The following is a 20,071-nucleotide window of genomic DNA, read 5'->3' as shown; positions in this document are numbered from 1 at the left end:
ATGGCGGGGTGGAAGTGGACGGGTTGGCGGATGTGGTCGGCCCAGTAGGCGGGGGTGGCGATCCGTTCGTCGGCGGGCTCCCCGGTGAGGTTGCTGAGCAGCGGGAGGGTGGGCCGGTGATAGGTCAGGTGTGTGATGGCTTGGGTGAAGGGTTCGAGGATGGGGTCCATCTGGGGGGAGTGGAAGGCGTGGCTGACTGTCAGGGTCTTGGTCTTGCGGCCCTTGGTGGCCCAGGTGTCGCTGATGTGGGCTACCTGTGCGGCGGGTCCGGAGATGACGGTGTTGCCGGGTGTGTTGAGGGCGGCGATGCTGACTTGGCCGTCGCTTGAGGCGAGGTCTTCGGTGAGTTCGTCGGGGGTGGCGGCGATGGTGGCCATGCCGCCGCCTTCCGGGAGTCTGCCCATGAGGGTGGCGCGGGCGGCGACGAGTCGGCAGGCGTCGGGGAGGCCGAAGACGCCTGCGATGTGGGCGGCGGCGACTTCGCCGATGGAGTGGCCGATGACGGCGTCCGGGGTGATGCCGGTGGAGTTCAGCAACCGGGCCAGGGCGATGTGGAGGGCGAAGAGTCCGGCTTGGGCGTAGGTCGTGTGGTCCAGCAGCCCCGGCCGCTCGGGCACGCCGGTGAATGCCACCTGCCGCAGCGGATGTTCAAGATGTGGGTCGAGCAGGCCGCAGACCTCGTCGAACGCCGCGGCGAACACCGGAAAGCGGTCGTACAGCCCGGCGCCCATCCCCACGCGCTGGCTGCCCTGGCCGCTGAACAGCCACACCGTCTTCCCGGACGGAGTCGGGCCCGAAGGCGGGCCCACGACCGTCGGATGCGACTCACCGGCCGCCAGTGCCTCGACCGCCGCCACCATGTCCGCCCGGTCGCTGCCCAGGACCACGGCCCGGTGCTCGAACAGCGACCGTGATGTCAACAGCGACCACCCCACTTCGACGGCCGACGCCCGCGGGTCCGACGCCAGGCGCCCGGCCAGTGCCGCGGCCTGCCCTCGCAGCGCCTCCGTGCTCCGCGCGGACAGCACCCAGGGCACGACATCACCATGCCCGGGCATCGGCTCCGCCTCGGGCGGCGCGTCCGGGGCCTGTTCCAGGATCACGTGGGCGTTCGTACCGGAGGCGCCGAAGGAGGACACTCCGGCGCGACGAGGGCACCCGGTCCGTGGCCACTCCACGGACTCGGTGAGCGGACGTACCGCACCGCTGGCCCAGTCGACATGGGGTGTCGGCTCATCGATATGCAACGAGGCGGGAAGTACGCCGTGCCGCATGGCCTGCACCATCTTGATGACACCGGCTACGCCTGCGGCCGCTTGCGTATGCCCGATATTGGACTTGATGGAACCGAGCCGGAGCGGCTGGTCCTCCCGCCGCTCCTGGCCGTAGGTGGCCAGCAGAGCCTGCGCCTCGATCGGATCGCCCAGGGTGGTGCCCGTCCCATGCGCCTCCACCGCGTCCACCTCGGATGCCGACAATCCGGCACCCGCCAGCGCCTGCCGGATCACTCGCTGCTGCGACGGACCATTCGGCGCCGTCAAACCGTTCGACGCACCATCTTGATTCACCGCCGAACCCCGGATCACCCCCAGCACCGTCCGCCCATGACGCCGCGCATCCGACAACCGCTCCAGGAGCAGAAGTCCGACGCCTTCACTCCAGCCGGTGCCGTCGGCGGCCGCGCCGAACGGCTTGCAGCGCCCGTCGGGGGCCAGGCCGCGCTGTCGCGAGAAACCGGTGAACACATCCGGCGTGGCCATCACCGTCACACCACCGGCCAGAGCGAGCGTGCACTCACCCTGCCGCAACGCCTGCGCCGCCAGATGCATCGCCACCAACGACGACGAACACGCCGTGTCCACCGTCACCGCCGGGCCTTCCAACCCCAGCGTGTACGCCACCCGTCCGGACACCACGCTGCCCGAGCTGGCGAGCATGGCGTAGCCCTCCAGCCGTGCGTCACCGCCGCTGAGCCCGGCCGCGTAGTCGTGGTACATCACCCCGGCATAGACACCGGTCGGACTGCCCTTCAGCGACATAGGGTCGATACCCGCCCGCTCCACCACCTCCCACGCCGCCTCCAACAACAGACGCTGCTGCGGGTCCGTCGCCAGCGCCTCGCGCGGGTTGATGCCGAAGAACCCCGCGTCAAACGCGTCGGCGTCATACAGAAACCCGCCCTTGCGGGCGTAGGACGTGCCGGGGTGGTCGGGGTCCGGGTGGAAGAGGCCATCCAGGTCCCAGCCCCGGCCGGTCGGAAAGTCCCCGATCGCCTCATGGCCCAAGGAGACCAGGTCCCACAGTCCCTCCGGAGAGGTGACTCCGCCCGGGAAGCGGCAGGTCATCGCGACAATCGCGATCGGCTCGTCGGTGGCCGTCGACTTCATGACGGGTGCGGTGGATCGGACCGTCTCGCCGCCCAATCGGGTGCACAGGTAGGTGGCCAACGCGTGTGGTGTCGGATAGTCGAACACCATCGTGGCGGGCAATCGCAAGCCCGTCACCGCCGACAGCCGATTACGCAACTCCACCGCCGTCAACGAGTCGAAACCCAGCTCCTTGAACGAAACCCCCGACCGCACCTCACCAGACGAACCAAACCCCAACACCACCGCCACACAACCCCGCACCACCTCCCCCACCACATCCAACCGAGCACCCTCATCCAACCCCACCAACCGCCCAGCCAACCCACCAGCCTGCCCACTGCCGTCAGCCACCCGACGCCGAACCCGACCCACCACCAACCCACGCAATACCGCAGGCACACCACCACCCACCACACCCGCCACATCAAGATCCACAGCAACCACCAGCGCACACGGGACCCGGCACGCGGCATCCAACAAGGCCAGCGCCTTGGGGGTGGCCATCGCGGCGATGCCCGAGCGGGACATGCGGGCCCGGTCCACTTCGGCGAGCTGTCCGGTCAGGCCGGAGGACTCGGCCCACAGTCCCCATGCCACCGACAGCGCGGGAAGGCCCATGGTCCGGCGGTGAGCGGCCAGGGCGTCACAAAAGGCGTTCGCCGCCGCGTAGTTGGCCTGCCCGGGGCTGCCCAGCACTCCGGCAGCCGAGGAGAACATCACGAACAAGCCCAGCGGCAGATCCGCCGTCGCCGCGTGCAGATGAGCCGCCGCCGTGGCCTTCGCCTCCCACACCCGCGCCAGGCGCTCCGGGGTCTGCGAGGTGAGCACCGCGTCGTCGAGCACGCCCGTGGCGTGGATGACGCCGGTCAGCGGATGTTCCGCATCGATCCCCGCCACCAGCTCCGCCACCGCGGCCGCGTCCGTGACGTCCACGGCGGCGATCCGCACCCGCGCCCCGAGGTCTTCCAGCCGGTCGGCCAGGTCCGATGCGCCGGGGGCCTCCGGCCCTCGGCGGCTCACCAGCAGAAGGTGGCCGACCTGCCACGTACGGACGAGGTGTTCGGCGACCAGTCCGCCCAGAGTGCCGGTGCCGCCCGTGATGAGCACCGTGCCGTCCGGGTCGAGTACGCCCGGGACGTCCCTCGGCTGATCGCTGTCGGCTCGCCTCAGCCGGGGCACCAGCACCTGACCGTCCCGTACCGCGAGCTGGGGTTCGTCCCGTTCCACCGCATACGCGACCGCGTCCCGCACGCCGTCCGCGAGGGCATCGGCTCCGGGCGGGAGGTCGAGGAGCAGGAAGCGCCCCGGGTTTTCCGCCTGCGCGCTGCGCACCAGGCCCCATGCGGCGGCACCGGTCAGGTCCGGGAAGTGGTCGTCGGCGACCGCGCCCCGCGTAACCACCACCAACCGGGCCTCGGTCAGCCGAGGCTCGGCCAGCCAGCCCTGCAACAGCCCCAAGGTCCGCTCCACCAAGGCCAGCCCCCCGGCTGCGGACGTCGCATCGGCGGCTTCGGCATCGGCTTCGGCTTCGGAGTGCGGAAGGCAGACGAGGGCCACGGACGGCACCGGCCCTTCGGCATCGAGCGCCGCGACCAACGACTCCAGGCCCTCGTCCGCGTCATCGAGGGCCAGGACCACCCAGTCGTCGTCATCCGTCGTGACCGGCGCGGCAGGCAACGGCGTCCACTCCAGCGCGAACAGCCCGTCCACACCACGCGCGCCCGCAGCCTGCAGCTGATCGATCCGTGCGGGGCGCGTCACCAGGGAGTCCACTGTCAGGACCGGTTCCCCGGTGGCGTCGGCGACCACCATCCGCAGTCCCCGCTCGCCGTCCACGCCGTGTTGCCGCGGGGAGATCCGCACCCGCACGGTGGTGGCCCCGGTGGCCCACAAGGACACGCCGTTCCAGGCGAACGGCAGCCACACCTGGTCGCCGCCCTGCTCCTGCTCCAGCTCGGACGAGGAGATCAGGAGGGCCGGGTGCAGTGCGGCATCCAGCAGCGCCGGGTGGATGCCGAAGCCATCCTCGTCCCCCGCCGCCTCGGGCAGCGCCACCTCGGCGACGACATCCGCCCCGTCCCGCCACATCGCACGCAGCCCCTGGAAGGACGGCCCGTACGCATATCCCGCCGCCGCGGCCTGCTCATAGAACCCGTCCAGCTCCACCGGCCGCGCGCCTGCCGGGGGCCACGCACCGTGCAGTCCCTCGGTGGCTGGTGCTCCGGTGTCCGCACGTGGCGGGCTCAGTACGCCCTGCGCGTGGCACACCCACCCCGCTACGGAGTCGGCGTCCCCGGGGCGGGAGTACACCTGGAACTCACGCCGTCCGTCCTCGGCCACCTCACCCACCACGACCTGTACGCGCAAGCCGCCCGACGCGGGCAGCGCCAACGGCACCTGGAGCGCCAGCTCCTCCACCCCACCGCACCCCGCCTCGTCGGCTGCCCGCAACACCCACTCCACGAGCGCCGCGCCCGGCACCAGTACGGTCCCCGCCACCACGTGGTCGCTGAGCCAACCCTCGCCACCGTTGGCCGTGATTCTGCCGGTGAGCAGGTGCGTACTGCCATCGGCAAGCTCGACCGCGGCGCCCAGCAGCGGATGTCCGGCGGAGACCAGACCAAGGTCACCGGGGTCACCGGCCCCGCCCGATCCGGACATCCAGAAGCGTTGGTGCTGGAAGGGGTAGGTGGGCAGGTCGACGGTGCGCGGTGCCGGATCGGCCGGGAACAGGGCCGTCCAGTCCACGGGGACACCCACGACGAACGCCTGAGCGAGGGAGTGCACGAGCTGCGCCCGGCCACCGTGGTCGCGGCGCAGCGTGGGCACAGTCACCGCGTCGACGCCCGCCCGCTCGAAGGTCTCCTCCATGCCGACGGTGAGCACAGGGTGGGTACTGGCCTCGACGAACACCCGATGCCCATCGGCCAACAACGCCTCGACCGCATCCGCGAAGCGCACCTGCTCCCGAAGGTTCGTCACCCAGTACGCGGCGTCCAAACCGGCCGTATCGGCTCGGCCGCCGGTCACCGTCGAGTAGAAGGCCACGTCCTCCGAGGGAGCGGCGGCCGGGGCCACTCCGTCCAGTACGCGCATCAGCTCGTCGCGGATCTCGTCGATCTGGGGGCCGTGCGAGGCGTAGTCCACGTCGATCAGCCGCGCCCGGTCGCCGTTCTCCTGGCACGCGGCCACCGCTGCGGCCACCTGCTCCGGTGGACCCGAAACCACGGTAGAAGACGGCCCGTTGACCGCCGCCACGCCCACTCCCTCGGCTCGGTCGCCCAGCTCTGACAGCAGCCGACCGGCCTCTTCCTGGCCCACGCCGAGCGACGCCATCGCTCCACCACCGGCCAGCTGACGCAACGCCCGGCTGCGCAGCGCCACCACCTTCGCGCCGTCCTCCAACGACAACGCCCCCGCCACGACCGCAGCCGCGATCTCACCCTGACTGTGGCCGACCACCGCCGCAGGCTTCACACCATGCCCCGCCCACACCGCCGCCAAAGACACCATCACCGCCCACAACACCGGCTGCACCACATCCACCCGGCCCAGATCACCCCCGGCCCCGCGCAGAACATCGGTGAGCGACCAATCCACATACGCCGAAAGCGCCCGATCACACTCCGCCACCCGCCCCGCAAACACCGGCGACGCATCGAGCAGCGCCGCCCCCATCCCCACCCACTGCGAACCCTGACCCGGAAACACCAACACCGGACCCACATCGCCCACCGCTGCCGGGACACCCGCATGCACCACACCCGGGTGGGACCCCCCTGCCGCCAAAGCCTCCACCGCCGCCACCAACTCCGCACGGCCCGCACCCACCACCACCGCACGATGCTCAAACACCGACCGCGCCGTCACCAACGACCAACCCACCTCGACAGGCGACACCTCCGCATCGACCACCCGCGCCGCCAACGCACCCGCCTGACCCCGCAACGCCTCCACACTCCGCGCCGACACCACCCACGGCACCACACCCCCCACAGGTCCCGCACTCTCAACGCGCTCAGGCTCGTCCGGGGCCTGCTCCAGGATCACGTGCGCGTTGGTGCCGGAAATGCCGAACGCCGATACCCCGGCCCGCCGTGGGCGCTCGCCGCGCGGCCACGCCACCGGCTCGGTGAGCAGCCGTACCGCGCCGCCGCTCCAGTCCGCGTGCGGCGTCGGCTCGTCGACGTACAAGGTGGCCGGCAGCACCTCGTGGCGCAGCGCCATCACCATCTTGATCACACCGGCCACACCCGCCGCACCCTGCGCATGGCCGATGTTGGACTTCAACGATCCCAGCCACAGCGGCTGTTCGGCGGAGCGGTCCTGGCCGTACGCGGCGATCAGCGCGTCCGCTTCGATGGGGTCGCCGAGTGTGGTGCCGGTGCCATGGGCCTCGACGGCGTCGACCTCGGCGGAGGAGAGCTGGGCGTTGATGAGGGCCTGTCGGATCACTCGCTGCTGCGAGGGGCCGTTGGGAGCGGTCAGGCCGTTCGACGCGCCGTCCTGGTTGATCGCCGAGCCTCGGAGTACTGCGAGTACCTGGTGTCCGTTGCGCTGTGCGTCCGAGAGTCGTTCCAGGAGCAGCAGGCCGACGCCTTCGGAGAATCCCGTACCGTCGGCGGCGGCCGCGAAGGGCTTGCAGCGGCCGTCGGGGGCAAGTCCGCGCTGGCGGGAGAATTCGACGAAGGTGTGGGGGGTGGTCATCACAGTGACGCCACCGGCCATGGCAAGGGTGCATTCGCCCTGCCGGAGCGCCTGGCAGGCGAGGTGCATGGCGACCAGGGACGAGGAGCACGCCGTGTCGACGGTCACGGCGGGGCCTTCGAGGCCGAGGGTGAAGGCGACCCGGCCCGAGACGACGCTGAGGGTGTTGCCGGTGAGCAGATAGCCCTCGGTGCTCTTGTCGATGTGTGGGGTGCCGAAGCCGAGGATTCCGGCGCCCGCGTAGACGCCGGTCGGGGTGCCTTTCAGCGAGGTGGGGTCGATTCCGGCGCGTTCGAGCAGTTCCCAGGAGACCTCCAGGAGCTGGCGCTGCTGGGGTTCGGCGGCCAGTGCCTCGCGCGGGCTGATGCCGAAGAAGGTGGCATCGAATCCGTCGGCGCCCCGCAGGAAACCGCCCCGGCGGACGTAGCTGGTGCCGGAGTGGTCCGGGTCGGGGTGGTACACGCCGTCCAGGTCCCAGCCGCGGTCCTTCGGGAAGTCCCCGATGGCGTCCTGGCCGGAGGCGACGAGTTGCCACAGGTCCTCGGGGGAGGCGATCCCGCCCGGGAAGCGGCAGGCCATGCTGACGATGGCCACCGGCTCCTGCGCCCGCTCCTCCACCTCGCGCAAGCGCTGACGGGTCTGCCCCAGATCGGCCGTCACCCGCTTGAGGTACTGACGAAGCTTCTCTTCCGTACCCGTACACACGCCCGGCCCCATACCCTTGCCCGAACCCGTTCCCGTACCCGGCATCTGTTCTCGCTCCTCCATCAGGGCAGTTCACGGTCAATGAGCGCGAACATCTCGTCGTCCGAAGCGGATTCGAGGGTGCTGAACTCCGTCGTGCCGGACGCCTCGGTCGATCCGCCGTTCACCTTCGCCAGCAGTCCGCTCAGCCGCTTGGCGATCCGGAGCCGTCCCTCTTCGTCCGTGGCGAGGGCGTCCAGGGTGTGGTCCAGCCTGGCCAGCTCGGCCAGGACGGGGTCCACGCCGTCCCGGCCCGCGGTGGTCGCGTCGTCGGGTGCGAGCCGTTCCAGCAGGTATTCGGCGAGCACCGCGGCCTCGGGGTAGTCGAAGACCATCGCGGCGGGCAGCCGTAGTCCGGTGGCAGCGGCGAGCCGGTTGCGCAGTTCCACGGCGGTCAGCGAATCGAAGCCCAGCTCCTTGAAGCTGGCCTCGGCCTGCACCGCGTCCACATCGGTGTGTCCCAGCACGGTGGCCGCGTGGCCTCGGACCAGGCCCAGCACCAGTCGGTGGCGTTCGGCCGCCGACAGCCCGGCCAGCCTGTCGGCCCAGTCAACGGGTTGTCCCGTGTCGGCGGCCGCCGCCGTACGCCGTCCGGGGCCGCCACCGGCGCGGGGGGTGGCGAGTGCGCGCAAGGTGGCGGGGAGGCGCTCGGTGGGCAGGGCGGCGAGGGTGCGGGTGTTCACATCGGCCGCCACCAGCAGGTCACCGCCGTGTTCGACGGCGGCGTCGAGCAGGGCCAGGCCCTGCCGGGTGCCGAGGGCGCCCACGCCCGTACGGGCCATCCGGGCGAGGTCGGCCTCGGCGAGATGGCCGGTCATTCCGCTGGCGTCGGCCCACAGCCCCCACGCCACGGACACGCCCGGCAGCCCTTCGGCCCGGCGGCGAGCGGCCAGCGCATCACAAAAGGCGTTGGCAGCGGAGTAGTTGGCCTGCCCGGGACTGCCCAGCACCCCGGCCGCGGAGGAGAACATCACGAACATGCCCAGCCGCACATGCGCCGTCGCCGCGTGCAAATGAGCCGCCGCCGTGGCCTTCGCCTCCCACACCCGCGCCACCCGCGCCGGGGTCTGCGAGGTGAGCACCGCGTCGTCCAGCACGCCCGTGGCATGGATGACGCCGGTCAGCGGATGTTCCGTGTCGATCCCCGCCACCAGCTCCGCCACCTCGGCCGCGTCCGTGACGTCCGCCGCGACGACGTGCACCTGTGCGCCCAGTTCGCGGAGGCGGGCGGTCAGTTCCGTGGCGCCCGGTGCGTCCGGCCCGCGCCTGCTCGCCAGCACGAGGTGGCGGACCTGCCAGGTGCGCACGAGGTGTTCGGCGACGACACCGCCCAACGTGCCGGTGCCGCCCGTGATGAGCACCGTGCCGTCCGGGTTCACGGCGGCGGGTACGTCCAGGACCAGCTTGCCGGTGTGGCGGGCCTGGCTGAGCTGCCGCAGCGCTTCCCGCGCCCGGCTCAGCGGCCACGTCCGTACGGGGGCGGGCCGCAGCACCCCGGCGGTGAACAGCTCGCGCAGCGTGCGCAGCATCTCGCCGATGCGGTCCGGTCCGGCGTCGGGCACCAGGTCGAAGGCCCGGTAGCGCACACCGGGGTGAGTGGCGGCGATGTGCTCCGGGTCGCGGATGTCGGTCTTGCCCATTTCCGAGAGCCGCCCGCCGTCGGCCAGCAGCCGCAGCGAGGCGTCGACGAAGGGGCCGGCGAGACTGTTCAGCACCACGTCCACGCCACGGCCGCCGGTGGCCTCCCGTAGCCCGGTCTCGAAGTCGAGAGTGCGGGACGAGGCCCGGTGTGCCACGTCGATCCCCATCTCCTCCAGCACCGGGTGCTTGGCAGGGCTCGCCGTGCCGTACACCTCGGCGCCCAGGTGGCGGGCGATCTGCACCGCCGCCATGCCCACACCTCCGGTCGCGGCGTGGACGAGCACCGACTCCCCGGACCGCAGTCCGGCCAGGTCCACCAGCCCGTACCAGGCGGTGAGGAACACCACCGGTACGGCGGCGGCCTGCTGGAACGTCCAGCCCTCCGGGATCGGCACCACCATCCGCGCGTCCGCCACCGCCAACGGGCCGAAGGCGCCTTCGAACAAGCCCATCACGCGGTCGCCCACGGCGGGCCCCGTCACCCCGGCGCCGGTGTCCACGACCACGCCCGCGCCTTCGCTGCCCCGGAACACCCCGCCGCCCGGATACATCCCGACGGCGATCAGGGCGTCGCGGAAGTTGACGCCCGCCGCGTGGACCGCGATGCGGACCTCGCCAGGGTCGAGCGGTTCCAGCACGTCGGGGCAGGGCACCGGGGTCACGTTCTCGATAGTCGCGGCGCCTTGCCCCGCGAGTCGCCAGGCCGGTTGCGCCACGGGGGCCACCAGACCGCCGCTTCCTGCCGCCCCGGCGCGCATCAGCCGTGGCGCCCACACCCGGCCCCCGCGCACCGCCACCTGCGGTTCGGCCATCCCCACCGCACACTGCACACCGTCGAGAACACCTGCGCCCAGTGCCTCCGACGGGCCATGGGGATCGAGGTCGAGCAGAACGAACCGGTCGGGGTTCTCCGCCTGCGCGCTGCGCAGCAACCCCCACACCGCCGCACCGGCCGCGTCCACGGCACCGGCTGCCGGGTCGTCCCCGTCGGATGCACCGGCCGCGACGGCACCCCGCGTCACCACCACCAATCGTGCGTCGGCCAGCCGGGGTTCGGCCAGCCACGCCTGCAGCAGGCTCATCGTGTGCAGTACGGCGGCCATGCCCTCATCCGAGGTGGCCGCCGGTGCGGCCGGGACACCGGCCAGCACCACCGAGGGGAGAGGCCCGCCACCATCGGCCGCCGCGAGCAGCGATGCCAGATCCGGGTGGCACACCGCGCCCGCCGTGACCCATTCAGCCGGGCCCAGCACCACCCAGTCGCCGCCGTCCGCCACCGGCCCCGGTGCGCCCGGCAGCGCGATCCAGTCCAGTGTGAACAGCCCGTCCGCGCCACGACGCCCCGGGATGCGCAGCTGGTCCGTACGGGCGGGGCGCAGCACCAGCGAGTCGACCGTGAGGACGGGGTCGCCCACGGCGTCGGCCACAGCCACCCGCAGGGCCCGCTCGCCGCCTGCGGTCCGCTCGCCGTGCGCGGTCCGCTCGTCCAGCGACAGCCGGACCCGTACCGTGGTCGCCCCGGCGGCCCACAGGGACACGCCGTTCCAGGTGAACGGCAGCCACATCCGGCCGTCGGTGTCCTCTCCAGGTGGCTGACCGGTGAGCAGGGCGGCCGGGTGGAGTACGGCGTCCAGCAGCGCGGGATGGATACCGAAGCCGCTCCACTCTCCGGCGGTCTCGGGCAGTACCACCTCGGCCAGCACGTCGGAGCCGTCCCGCCAGAGCTTGCGTACGCCCTGGAAGGCGGGCCCGTACGCGTATCCGTCGGCGGCGGCCCGCGCGTAGAAGCCGTCCGCGTCCACCGGCTCCGCGCCCGGTGGCGGCCACGCTCCGAAGGGGGACGGGTGGTCGCGGGGCGGGGCGAGGACGCCGTCGGCGTGGCACAGCCAGGTGCCGTCGGTGTCGGCGTCCGGGCGGGAGTGGATGCGCACATCGCAGCGGCCGTCCTCGTCGGCCGCGCCCACCGCCACCTGGACGCGCAACCCGCCGGTTTCGGGGAGGATCAGCGGGGTGCGCAGCGTCAGTTCGTCCACCATGGCGCACCCGGCCTGGTCGGCGGCCCGCAGCGCCCACTCGACCAGCGCGGCGCCCGGCACCAGGGGCGCTCCGGCCACCACGTGCTCGGCCAGCCAGCCGTGGCCACCACCGGTCCCGATGCGGCCGGTGAGCAGGTGGGTGCCGCCGTCGGCGAGCTCGACGGCGGCACCCAGCAGGGGGTGGTCGGCGGAGGTCAGTCCGAGGTCGACGGGGTCGCCGCCGCGCGCGTCCGCTCCGTCCAGCCAGTAGCGGTCGCGCTGGAAGGCGTACGTCGGCAGCGGCACGGTACGGGGCGTGGGGTCGGCCGGGAACAGGGTCGTCCAGTCCGTCGCGACTCCGGCCGTGAACGCCTGCGCCACCGAGCGCACCAGCTGGGCCAGATCGCCGTGGTCACGTCGCAGCGTGGGTACCGCGATGGCCGCACTGCCCGCTTCCTCGAAGGTTTCCTGCATGCCGACGGTGAGGACGGGATGGGTGCTGACCTCGATGAACACGCGGTGACCGGCGGCCAGGGCGGCCCGTACGGCATCGGCGAACCGCACCTGTTCGCGCAGGTTGCGCACCCAGTACGTGGTGTCGAGTCCGGCGGGGTCGGCGGGTTCCGCGGTCACGGTGGAGTAGAAGACCACGCCTGCCCCGGGCTGTGGGGTGGGCTGGACCCCGTCCAGCAGCCCGGTGAGCTCGTCGGTGATGTCGTCGACCTGGGGGCTGTGGGAGGCATAGTCCACCTCGATCATCCGGGCCCGCTCACCCGCGTCACGGCAGGCGGCCACGACCGTGGCTACCTGCTCGGGTGGCCCGGACACCACCGTCGACGCGGGCCCGTTGACGGCTGCCACCACCACCGTGGCCACGCGTTCGCCCAGTTCGGCGAGCAGCCGCTCGGCGCGTTCCCGGCCCATGCCGAGGGAGGCCATCGCGCCGCCGCCCGCGAGTCGCCGCAGGGCCCGGCTCCGCAGGGCGACGATGCGGGCACCGTCGTCCAGCGAGAGCGCCCCGGCCACGCAGGCGGCGGCGATCTCGCCCTGGCTGTGGCCCACTACAGCGGCGGGTTTCACGCCATGACCGGCCCATACGGCGGCCAGGGACACCATGACCGCCCACAGCACCGGCTGCACCACATCGACGCGGCTCAGATCGGCGACGCCTTCGGTGCCGCGCAGTACATCGGTGAGGGACCAGTCGACGTAGGGAGCCAGGGCCCGTTCACAGGCGGCCACCCGCTCCGCGAACACCGGTGATTCGTCGAGTAGTTGGGCTCCCATCCCCTGCCACTGCGAACCCTGGCCCGGGAACACCAGCACCGGGCCGGTCGCGCGCGGGTCCGGGGAGGTGCCGCGGGAGGTGCCGGACTGCACGACGCCCGGGTGGGTTTCGTCGGCCGCGAGCGCCTCCACCGCGGCCAGCAGCTCCGCGCGGCTCTCGCCGACGACCACGGCCCGGTGGTCGAAGAGCGTGCGGGTCCTGATGAGTGACCAGCCCACGTCGGCGGGCGTGGCCCCGGGGGCGGTGGCGAGGTGGGCGGCCAGGGCCCGGGCCTGCTCACGCAGTGCCGTGGCGCCGCGTGCGGAGAGCACCCAGGGCACGACGCGCTGGTGGGCGGCGGGTTGCGCGGTGTCTGTCGGTTCCGGTGTGTTGGCGAGTTCCGCTGTGTCGGAGGGTTCCGGCGTGTGGGGTGGTTCCGGTGTATCGGCTGGTTCCGGCGCCTGTTCGAGGATCACATGGGCGTTGGTGCCGCTGATACCGAAGGACGACACGGCGGTCCGGCGGGGCCGCTGCTCATGCGGCCATTCCACCGCCTCGGTCAGCAGCCGTACGCCGTCCTCCCACTCCACATGTGGGCTCGGTGCGTCGATGTGCAGGGAAGCGGGCAGCAGGCCGTGCCGCATCGCCATCACCATCTTGATGACGCCCGCGGCCCCGGCGGCGGCCTGGGTGTGGCCGATGTTCGACTTGATGGAACCGAGCCACAGCGGCCGCCCGTCGGCCCGCTGCTGTCCGTACGTGGCGAGCAGCGCCTGCGCCTCGATCGGGTCGCCGAGCGTGGTTCCGGTGCCATGGGCCTCCACCGCGTCGACGTCGGCCGGGGTGAGACGGGCGGTGGCGAGCGCCTGCCGGATCACCCGCTGCTGCGAGGGGCCGTTGGGCGCGGTCAGACCGTTCGAAGCACCGTCCTGGTTGACGGCCGAACCCCGGATCAGGGCCAGCACCTGGTGGCCCTCGCGCCGGGCGTCCGACAGCCGTTCCAGGACGAGCAGTCCGATGCCCTCGCCCCAGCCGGTGCCGTCGGCCGCCGCCGCGAACGGTTTGCAGCGGCCGTCCGTGGCCAGTCCGCGCTGCCGCGAGAATTCGACGAAGGTGTTCGGCGTGGCCATCACGGTCACACCGCCCGCCAGGGCCAGGGCACATTCGCCCTGGCGCAGCGCCTGGGCCGCCAGATGCATGGCCACCAGCGACGACGAACACGCCGTGTCCACCGTCACGGCGGGCCCCTCCAGGCCGAAGGTGAAGGCGACCCGTCCGGAGGCGATGCTTGGGGTACTGCCGGTCATCAGGCGGCCCTCGACACCTTCCGGGGTGCGGCCCAGGAAGCGGCTGCCGTAGTCGTCGTACATGACGCCGGTGATCACGGCGGTCCGGCTGCCGCGCAGGGTCGCCGGGTCGATGCCCGCGTCCTCGAAGGCCTCCCACGCGGTCTCCAGCAGCAGCCGCTGCTGCGGGTCGGTGGCGAGCGCCTCACGTGGGCTGATGCCGAAGAACTCGGCGTCGAAGTGTGCGGCGTCGTACAGAAATCCGCCCTCGCGGGTGTAGCTGGTGCCGGGGTGGTCCGGGTCCGGATCGAAGAGCCCCGCCAGGTCCCAGCCACGGTCCGAGGGGAACGCGCCGACCGCGTCCACGCCCTCGGACACCAGCCGCCACAGGTCGTCCGGCGAGCCGACACCGCCCGGATAACGGCAGGCCATGCCGACGATGGCGATGGGATCGTCGTCGGTGGCCACGGGCGCGGCCACGGGCGCCAGCGGTGTGGCGTCGCGGGTCCCGATCAGCTTCTCGCGCAGGAAGCCCACCAGGGCGTCGGGGGTCGGATAGTCGAAGATGACGGTGGCCGGAATCCGGGTTCCGGTGGCCGTGTTGAGCCGGTTGCGCAGGTCGAGGGCGGTGAGTGAGTCGAAGCCGAGTTCCTGGAAGGCCCGGCCCAGCTCGATGGCCTCCGGTGCCGGATGGGCGAGCACGGTGGCGACCTGGGCGCGGACCAACTCGCCCAGGACACGGTCCTGTTCGGTGGCGGGCACGTTGGCCAGCCGTGCGGCCCAGGACACCGCACCGGTGTCCGGGGCGGGCCGGGCGGGGCTGGGCACCAGGGCCCGCAGTAGGGGTGGCAGTGGCCCGGTGGCGGTGCGGGCGCGCAGCGCTGCCCGGTCGAAGCGGATCGGTACGAGGACGGGGTACGGGCTGGTCAGCGCGGTGTCCAGCAGCACCGGCACCTGGTCGTCGGCGATGGGGGCGACGCCGGTACGCGCCATCCTGGACAGGTCGGCGTCATCGAGGTCGTGGGTCATGCCACCGGCCGAGGCCAGCAGCCCCCAGGCCAGCGTGTGGGTCACCAGGCCCTCGGCGCGGCGGTGTTCGGCGAGGGCGTTGAGGAACATGTTGGCGGCCGCGTAGTTGGCCTGCCCGCCGTTGCCCATGACGGAGGCGGCGGAGGAGAACATCACGAACGCCGCCGGAGCCATTTCACGGGTCAGCCGGTGCAGATGCCACGCCGCGTCGAGCTTCGGGGCGAGTACGGCGTCGAACCGCTCGGGGGTCAGCGAGGTGACCACGCCGTCGTCCAGCACCCCGGCGGCGTGGACGACGGCCGTCAGCGGATGGGCGGCGGGGATCGTGGCCAGCAGACCAGCGACCGCGTGCGGATCGGCGACGTCACAGGCGGCGACCCGCACGTCCGTGCCCAGGTCGGCCAGGTCGGCGGTGAACGCGTCGATGCCCTGCGCGGCCGGGCCGCTCCGGGACACCAGCAGCAGCTGCCGGGCGCCGTGTGCGGTGGCCAGATGCCGCGCCACCAGCCGCCCGAGCGCGCCGGTGCCGCCGGTGATCAGGACCGTTCCGTCCGGGTCGAGGGCGGGCGGTGGCGTTGCGTGGTCGGGGCGGACCCGGACCAGGCGGGGGACGCGTACGGTCCCGGCCCGTACCGCCAGCTCGGATTCACCGGCCGCCACGGCGGCCGGGAGCGCGGTGCGCAGGGCGTGGCGGGAGGCCGTGTCGTCGTCCAGGTCCAGCAGCAGGAGGCGCTCGGGGTGTTCGGCCTGCGCGGCGCGGACCAGGCCCCACAGGGGTGCGGTGGTCAGGTCCGCGGGCGGGTCCTCGGGGGTGGCGGCGATCGCACCGCGGGTGGCGATGACCAGCCGGGCCGTGCCGAACCGCTCGTCGGTCAGCCACGTGCGCAGCGCGTCCAGAACCTGATGGGCTGCCGCGCGTACCTGCGCGGGTGCCCGGTCGGGGTCGGCTGACGTGGTGTGGTCGCCCGCCCAGGCCATGACGGCGAAGTCGGGGATCGGCATCCCGTCGGCGACGGCGGTCTGGAGCGCGGCCAGGTCGGGGTGGGCGGTGACGGTGCCCGAGCCGTCTGCCAGGCCCAGGATGTCGGGCCCGACGACGGCCGACGTCTCCGACGGCGCCGGGTGGCCGGAGGGCAGCGGTTGGGGCTGCCAGTCGAGGTGGTACAGGCAGTCGTCGGCGCGGGTGGAGCGCCACCGGTCGGCGGGGACCTCGCGCAGCCCGAGGGTTTCGATGGTGGCGGCCACGGCGCCGTGGTCGTCGGTCAGGGTGAGCGTGACGGTGTCGGGGCCGGTCGGGGTGATGCGGACCCGTAGCCGGGTGGCGCCGTTGGCGTACAGCCGTACCCCGCCGAAGGAGAACGGGAGCCTGACGGTACTCGGTGTGCCGTCCGGCGTGTAGTCGGCGTTGAACAGCTCCTCCACCGGGTGAAGCGCGCTGTCGAGCAGGGCGGGGTGCAGGCCGAAGCCCTCGGCCTCGCCGTGTTGCTCGGTGGCCAGGCGCACCTCGGCGAGCATGTCCTCGCCGTGCCGCCACGCGGCATGCAGTCCGCGGAAGGAGGGCCCGTACGCGTACCCCTGTTCGGTGAGACGCCGGTACAGGTCCGCCACATCGACCGGTACGGCGCCCGCCGGTGGCCACGGCGCCGGGGATGCCGCCGGGACGGACGCTGCCGGGGTCACGGGGGCGAGGAGGCCCACAGCGTGGCGGCGCCAGGTGTCCATGGCTCCCGGGACTTCGTCGTCCTGGTCCGCGGGGCGGGAGGAGAGGGTGAGCGCCCGTCGGCCCGCGTCGTCGGGGGCGGCGACCGCCAGCTGGATGTGCACCGCGCCGGAGGCGGGCAGGAGCAGCGGGGTCTCCAGGATGAGGTCGTCGAGCAGGTCGCAGCCGGTCCGCGCACCGGCGAGCAGGGCCAGCTCCAGGACGGCCGTCCCGGGCAGCGGCACACTGCCCGCGATGGTGTGGTCCGCCAGCCAGGGGTGAGTGTTCGGCGACAGCCGCCCGGTGAGCAGCAGGTCGCCCTCGGGCGTTTCCACCACGGCTTGGAGGAGGGGGTGGCCGGTGGCGCCGAGCCCGGCGGCGCGTACGTCGGCGGTGCCGTTCGGGACGGGCCGCCAGTAGCGCTCGCGCTGGAAGCGGTAGGTGGGCAGGTCGACCTGGCCCGCGCCGGCGGGGAGTGCGGCGGCGAAGTCGGCGGTGCCGCCGTCGGTGTGCATCCGGGCCAGGGCGGACAGCAGGGTACGAGGCTCGTGGCGGCCGTGGCGCAGGGCGGCGGCGAACAGCGGCGCCGTCGGTGGTGTCGTCCCGTCGGCTGTTGTTCCACCGGCTGTCGTCCCGTCGGTGGTTGTCCCGCCCGTAGTCGTCTCGGTCGTAGTCGTCTCGGCCGTGGCGAGGGCGTCCTCGGCCATGGTGGTGAGGACTGCGTCCGGGCCGAGTTCGAGGTAGCGCACCACGCCCTCGGTGCGCAGGGTCCGCAGTCCGTCGTGGAACCGTACGGGCTCGCGGACGTGGCGTACCCAGTACTCCGGGTCGCGGAGCTGGTCGGCGTCGGCCAGCTGCCCCGTGACGTTGGAGATCATCGGGATGTGCGGCGCGTGGTACATGAGGGTGCGGGCTACCTCGCGGAAGTCGTCCAGCATGGGCTGGAGGAGCGGCGAGTGGAAGGCATGGCTGACACGCAGCCGCTTGGTGCGGTGGCCGCGCTCCTTGAGGGTGCGAACCACCTCGTCGACGGCGTCCTCGGCGCCGGACACCACGACGGCGGTGGGGCCGTTGACGGCGGCCAGGGCGAGACGGTCCGCGTGCGCGCTGAGCAGCGGGAGGACCTGTTCCTCGGTGGCCTCGACGGCGGCCATGGCGCCACAGGCCGGGAGCGCCTGCATCAGTCGGCCCCGGGCGGCGACGAGCGTGCAGGCGTCCGGCAGTGACAGCACGCCCGCCACGTGTGCGGCGACGATTTCGCCGACGGAGTGGCCGGTCAGATATCCGGGGGTGAGCCCGAACGACTCCACCAGCCGGAAGAGGGCGGTCTCCAGGGCGAAGAGGGCGGCCTGGGTCACCCCGGTGTGGTGCAGGGAGCGGGCCTCGTCGGTCTCCTCGGCGGTGTCCTGGGCCGTGTCCCCGGCCGCGAAGAGGATGTCGCGCAGCGAGCGTCCCAGCAGCGGGTCCAGATGGGTGCAGGCCGCGTCGAGGGCCGTGGCGAACACCTCGAAGTGCTGATACAACTCCGCGCCCATGCCCGGCTGTTGGCTGCCCTGCCCGGTGAACATGAACGCGGTGGCGCCGGGACGGGCCGCCCCGGCGCGGGTCAGCCCGGGGTGGGTCCCGCCGTCGGCCAGCGCGCGTACGGCCGTCAGCAGCTGGTCGCGGTCGTCGCCGAGGATCACGGCCCGGTGTTCGAAGACGGTGCGGGTCCTGGCAAGCGACCAGCCCACGTCGGCCGGGGAGAGCTGCTGGTGGGCGTCTCCATGGGCGGCGAGTGCCGCGGCCTGGTCGCGCAGCGCCTGGCCGGTACGGCCGGACAGGACCCAGGGCAGGGCGCGGCCGCCGGTCGGCGTGTCCTCGGCGACCGGCCGCGCGGGCGGGCCGTCCGGTGTGGATTCGAGGAGGAGGTGGGCGTTGGTTCCGGAGATCCCGAACGAGGACACCGCGGCCCGGCGCGGGCGTTCTCCGCGTGGCCAGGCGACGGCTTCGGTGAGCAGACGTACGGCGCCCGCATCCCAATTGACGTGCGGTGTGGGCTGGTTGACGTTCAGGGTAGCGGGCAGCGTTTCGTAACGCATCGCCATGACCATCTTGATGACGCCCGCCACACCCGCGGCGCCCTGCGTGTGGCCGATGTTCGACTTGAGCGACCCCAGCCACAGTGGCTTCTCGTCGGTCCGCTCCTGCCCGTAGGTGGTCAGCAGCGCATGCGCCTCGATGGGGTCGCCCAGCCGGGTGCCGGTGCCATGCGCCTCGACCACGTCCACCTCGGCCGGCGACAGCCGCGCGTTCGCCAACGCCTGGGTGATGACTCGCTGCTGGGAGGGGCCGTTGGGTGCCGTCAGGCCGTTCGAGGCGCCGTCCTGGTTGATGGCCGAGCCCCTGATGACGGCCAGTACGCGGTGGCCGTGGCGACGGGCGTCGGACAGCCGCTCCAGCAGCACCAGGCCGACGCCCTCGGCGAAGGCGGTGCCGTCGGCGTCCGCGGAGAACGCCTTGCACCGGCCGTCGGGTGCGAGGCCCCGCTGCCTGGAGAACTCGGTGAACACGTTCGGGATGGCCATCACCGTCACGCCACCGGCCAGGGCCAGACCGCATTCGCCCTGCCGCAGTGCCTGGCAGGCCAGATGCATGGCCACCAGCGAGGACGAACACGCCGTGTCCACCGTCACCGCAGGCCCTTCGAGTCCGAGCGTGTACGCCACCCGGCCCGACAGCACACTGGGGGCGTTGCCCGTCACCAGATAGCCCTCGGCACTCCGGTCGATGTGCGGCGTGCCGAAACCGGGGAGGGCGGTCCCGGCGTAGACGCCCGTCGAGCTGCCCTTGAGCGTGACGGGGTCGATTCCGGCGCGCTCCAGCAGCTCCCAGGCCACCTCCAGCAGCAGCCGCTGCTGGGGGTCGACGGCCACGGCCTCGCGCGGGCTGATGCCGAAGAACTCGGGGTCGAACCGGTCGGCGTCGTAGAGGAAACCGCCCTCACGGGCGTGGCTGGTGCCGGGGTGGTCCGGGTCCGGGTGGAACAGGCTCTCCAGATCCCAGCCGCGGTCCGTGGGGAACTCCCCCATCGCGTGTTCGCCGGACGCGACGAGCCGCCACAGGTCCTCGGGCGTACGCACACCGCCCGGATACCGGCAGGCCATGCTCACCACGGCCACCGGCTCCTGGGAGCGGTCCTCCATGGCGCGGAGCCGCTGACGTGTCTCGTGGAGATCGCCTGCCACTCGCCTCAGATAGTCGACCAGCTTCTCTTCGTCAGCATGCGGCACAGAGGGTCACCCGGCCTTCCGCGAAAGGGCGCGCCACGTCGG

2 protein-coding genes are annotated in these 20,071 nt (G+C 72.6%); both read right to left on the bottom strand.

Features of this window, described 5'->3' with window-relative positions; translation table 11 throughout:
- Positions 1 to 7,826 (bottom strand): type I polyketide synthase (locus tag ABZ370_RS25745; protein ID WP_358625193.1); only part of this gene is annotated, 7,826 nt, incomplete at its 3' end.
- A 17-nt stretch (positions 7,827 to 7,843) separates the two neighbouring features.
- Entirely contained in the window at positions 7,844 to 20,029 is a 12,186-nt protein-coding gene (locus ABZ370_RS25740) for an SDR family NAD(P)-dependent oxidoreductase (RefSeq protein ID WP_358625191.1), read from the bottom strand.
- Positions 20,030 to 20,071: the final 42 nt, after the last annotated feature.

This window comes from Streptomyces sp. NPDC005962, from assembly GCF_040629205.1.
GTDB lineage: Bacteria > Actinomycetota > Actinomycetes > Streptomycetales > Streptomycetaceae > Streptomyces.
The sequence above is the reverse complement of the archived record's forward strand: the minus strand, read 5'-3'. Positions and strand labels throughout refer to the sequence as shown.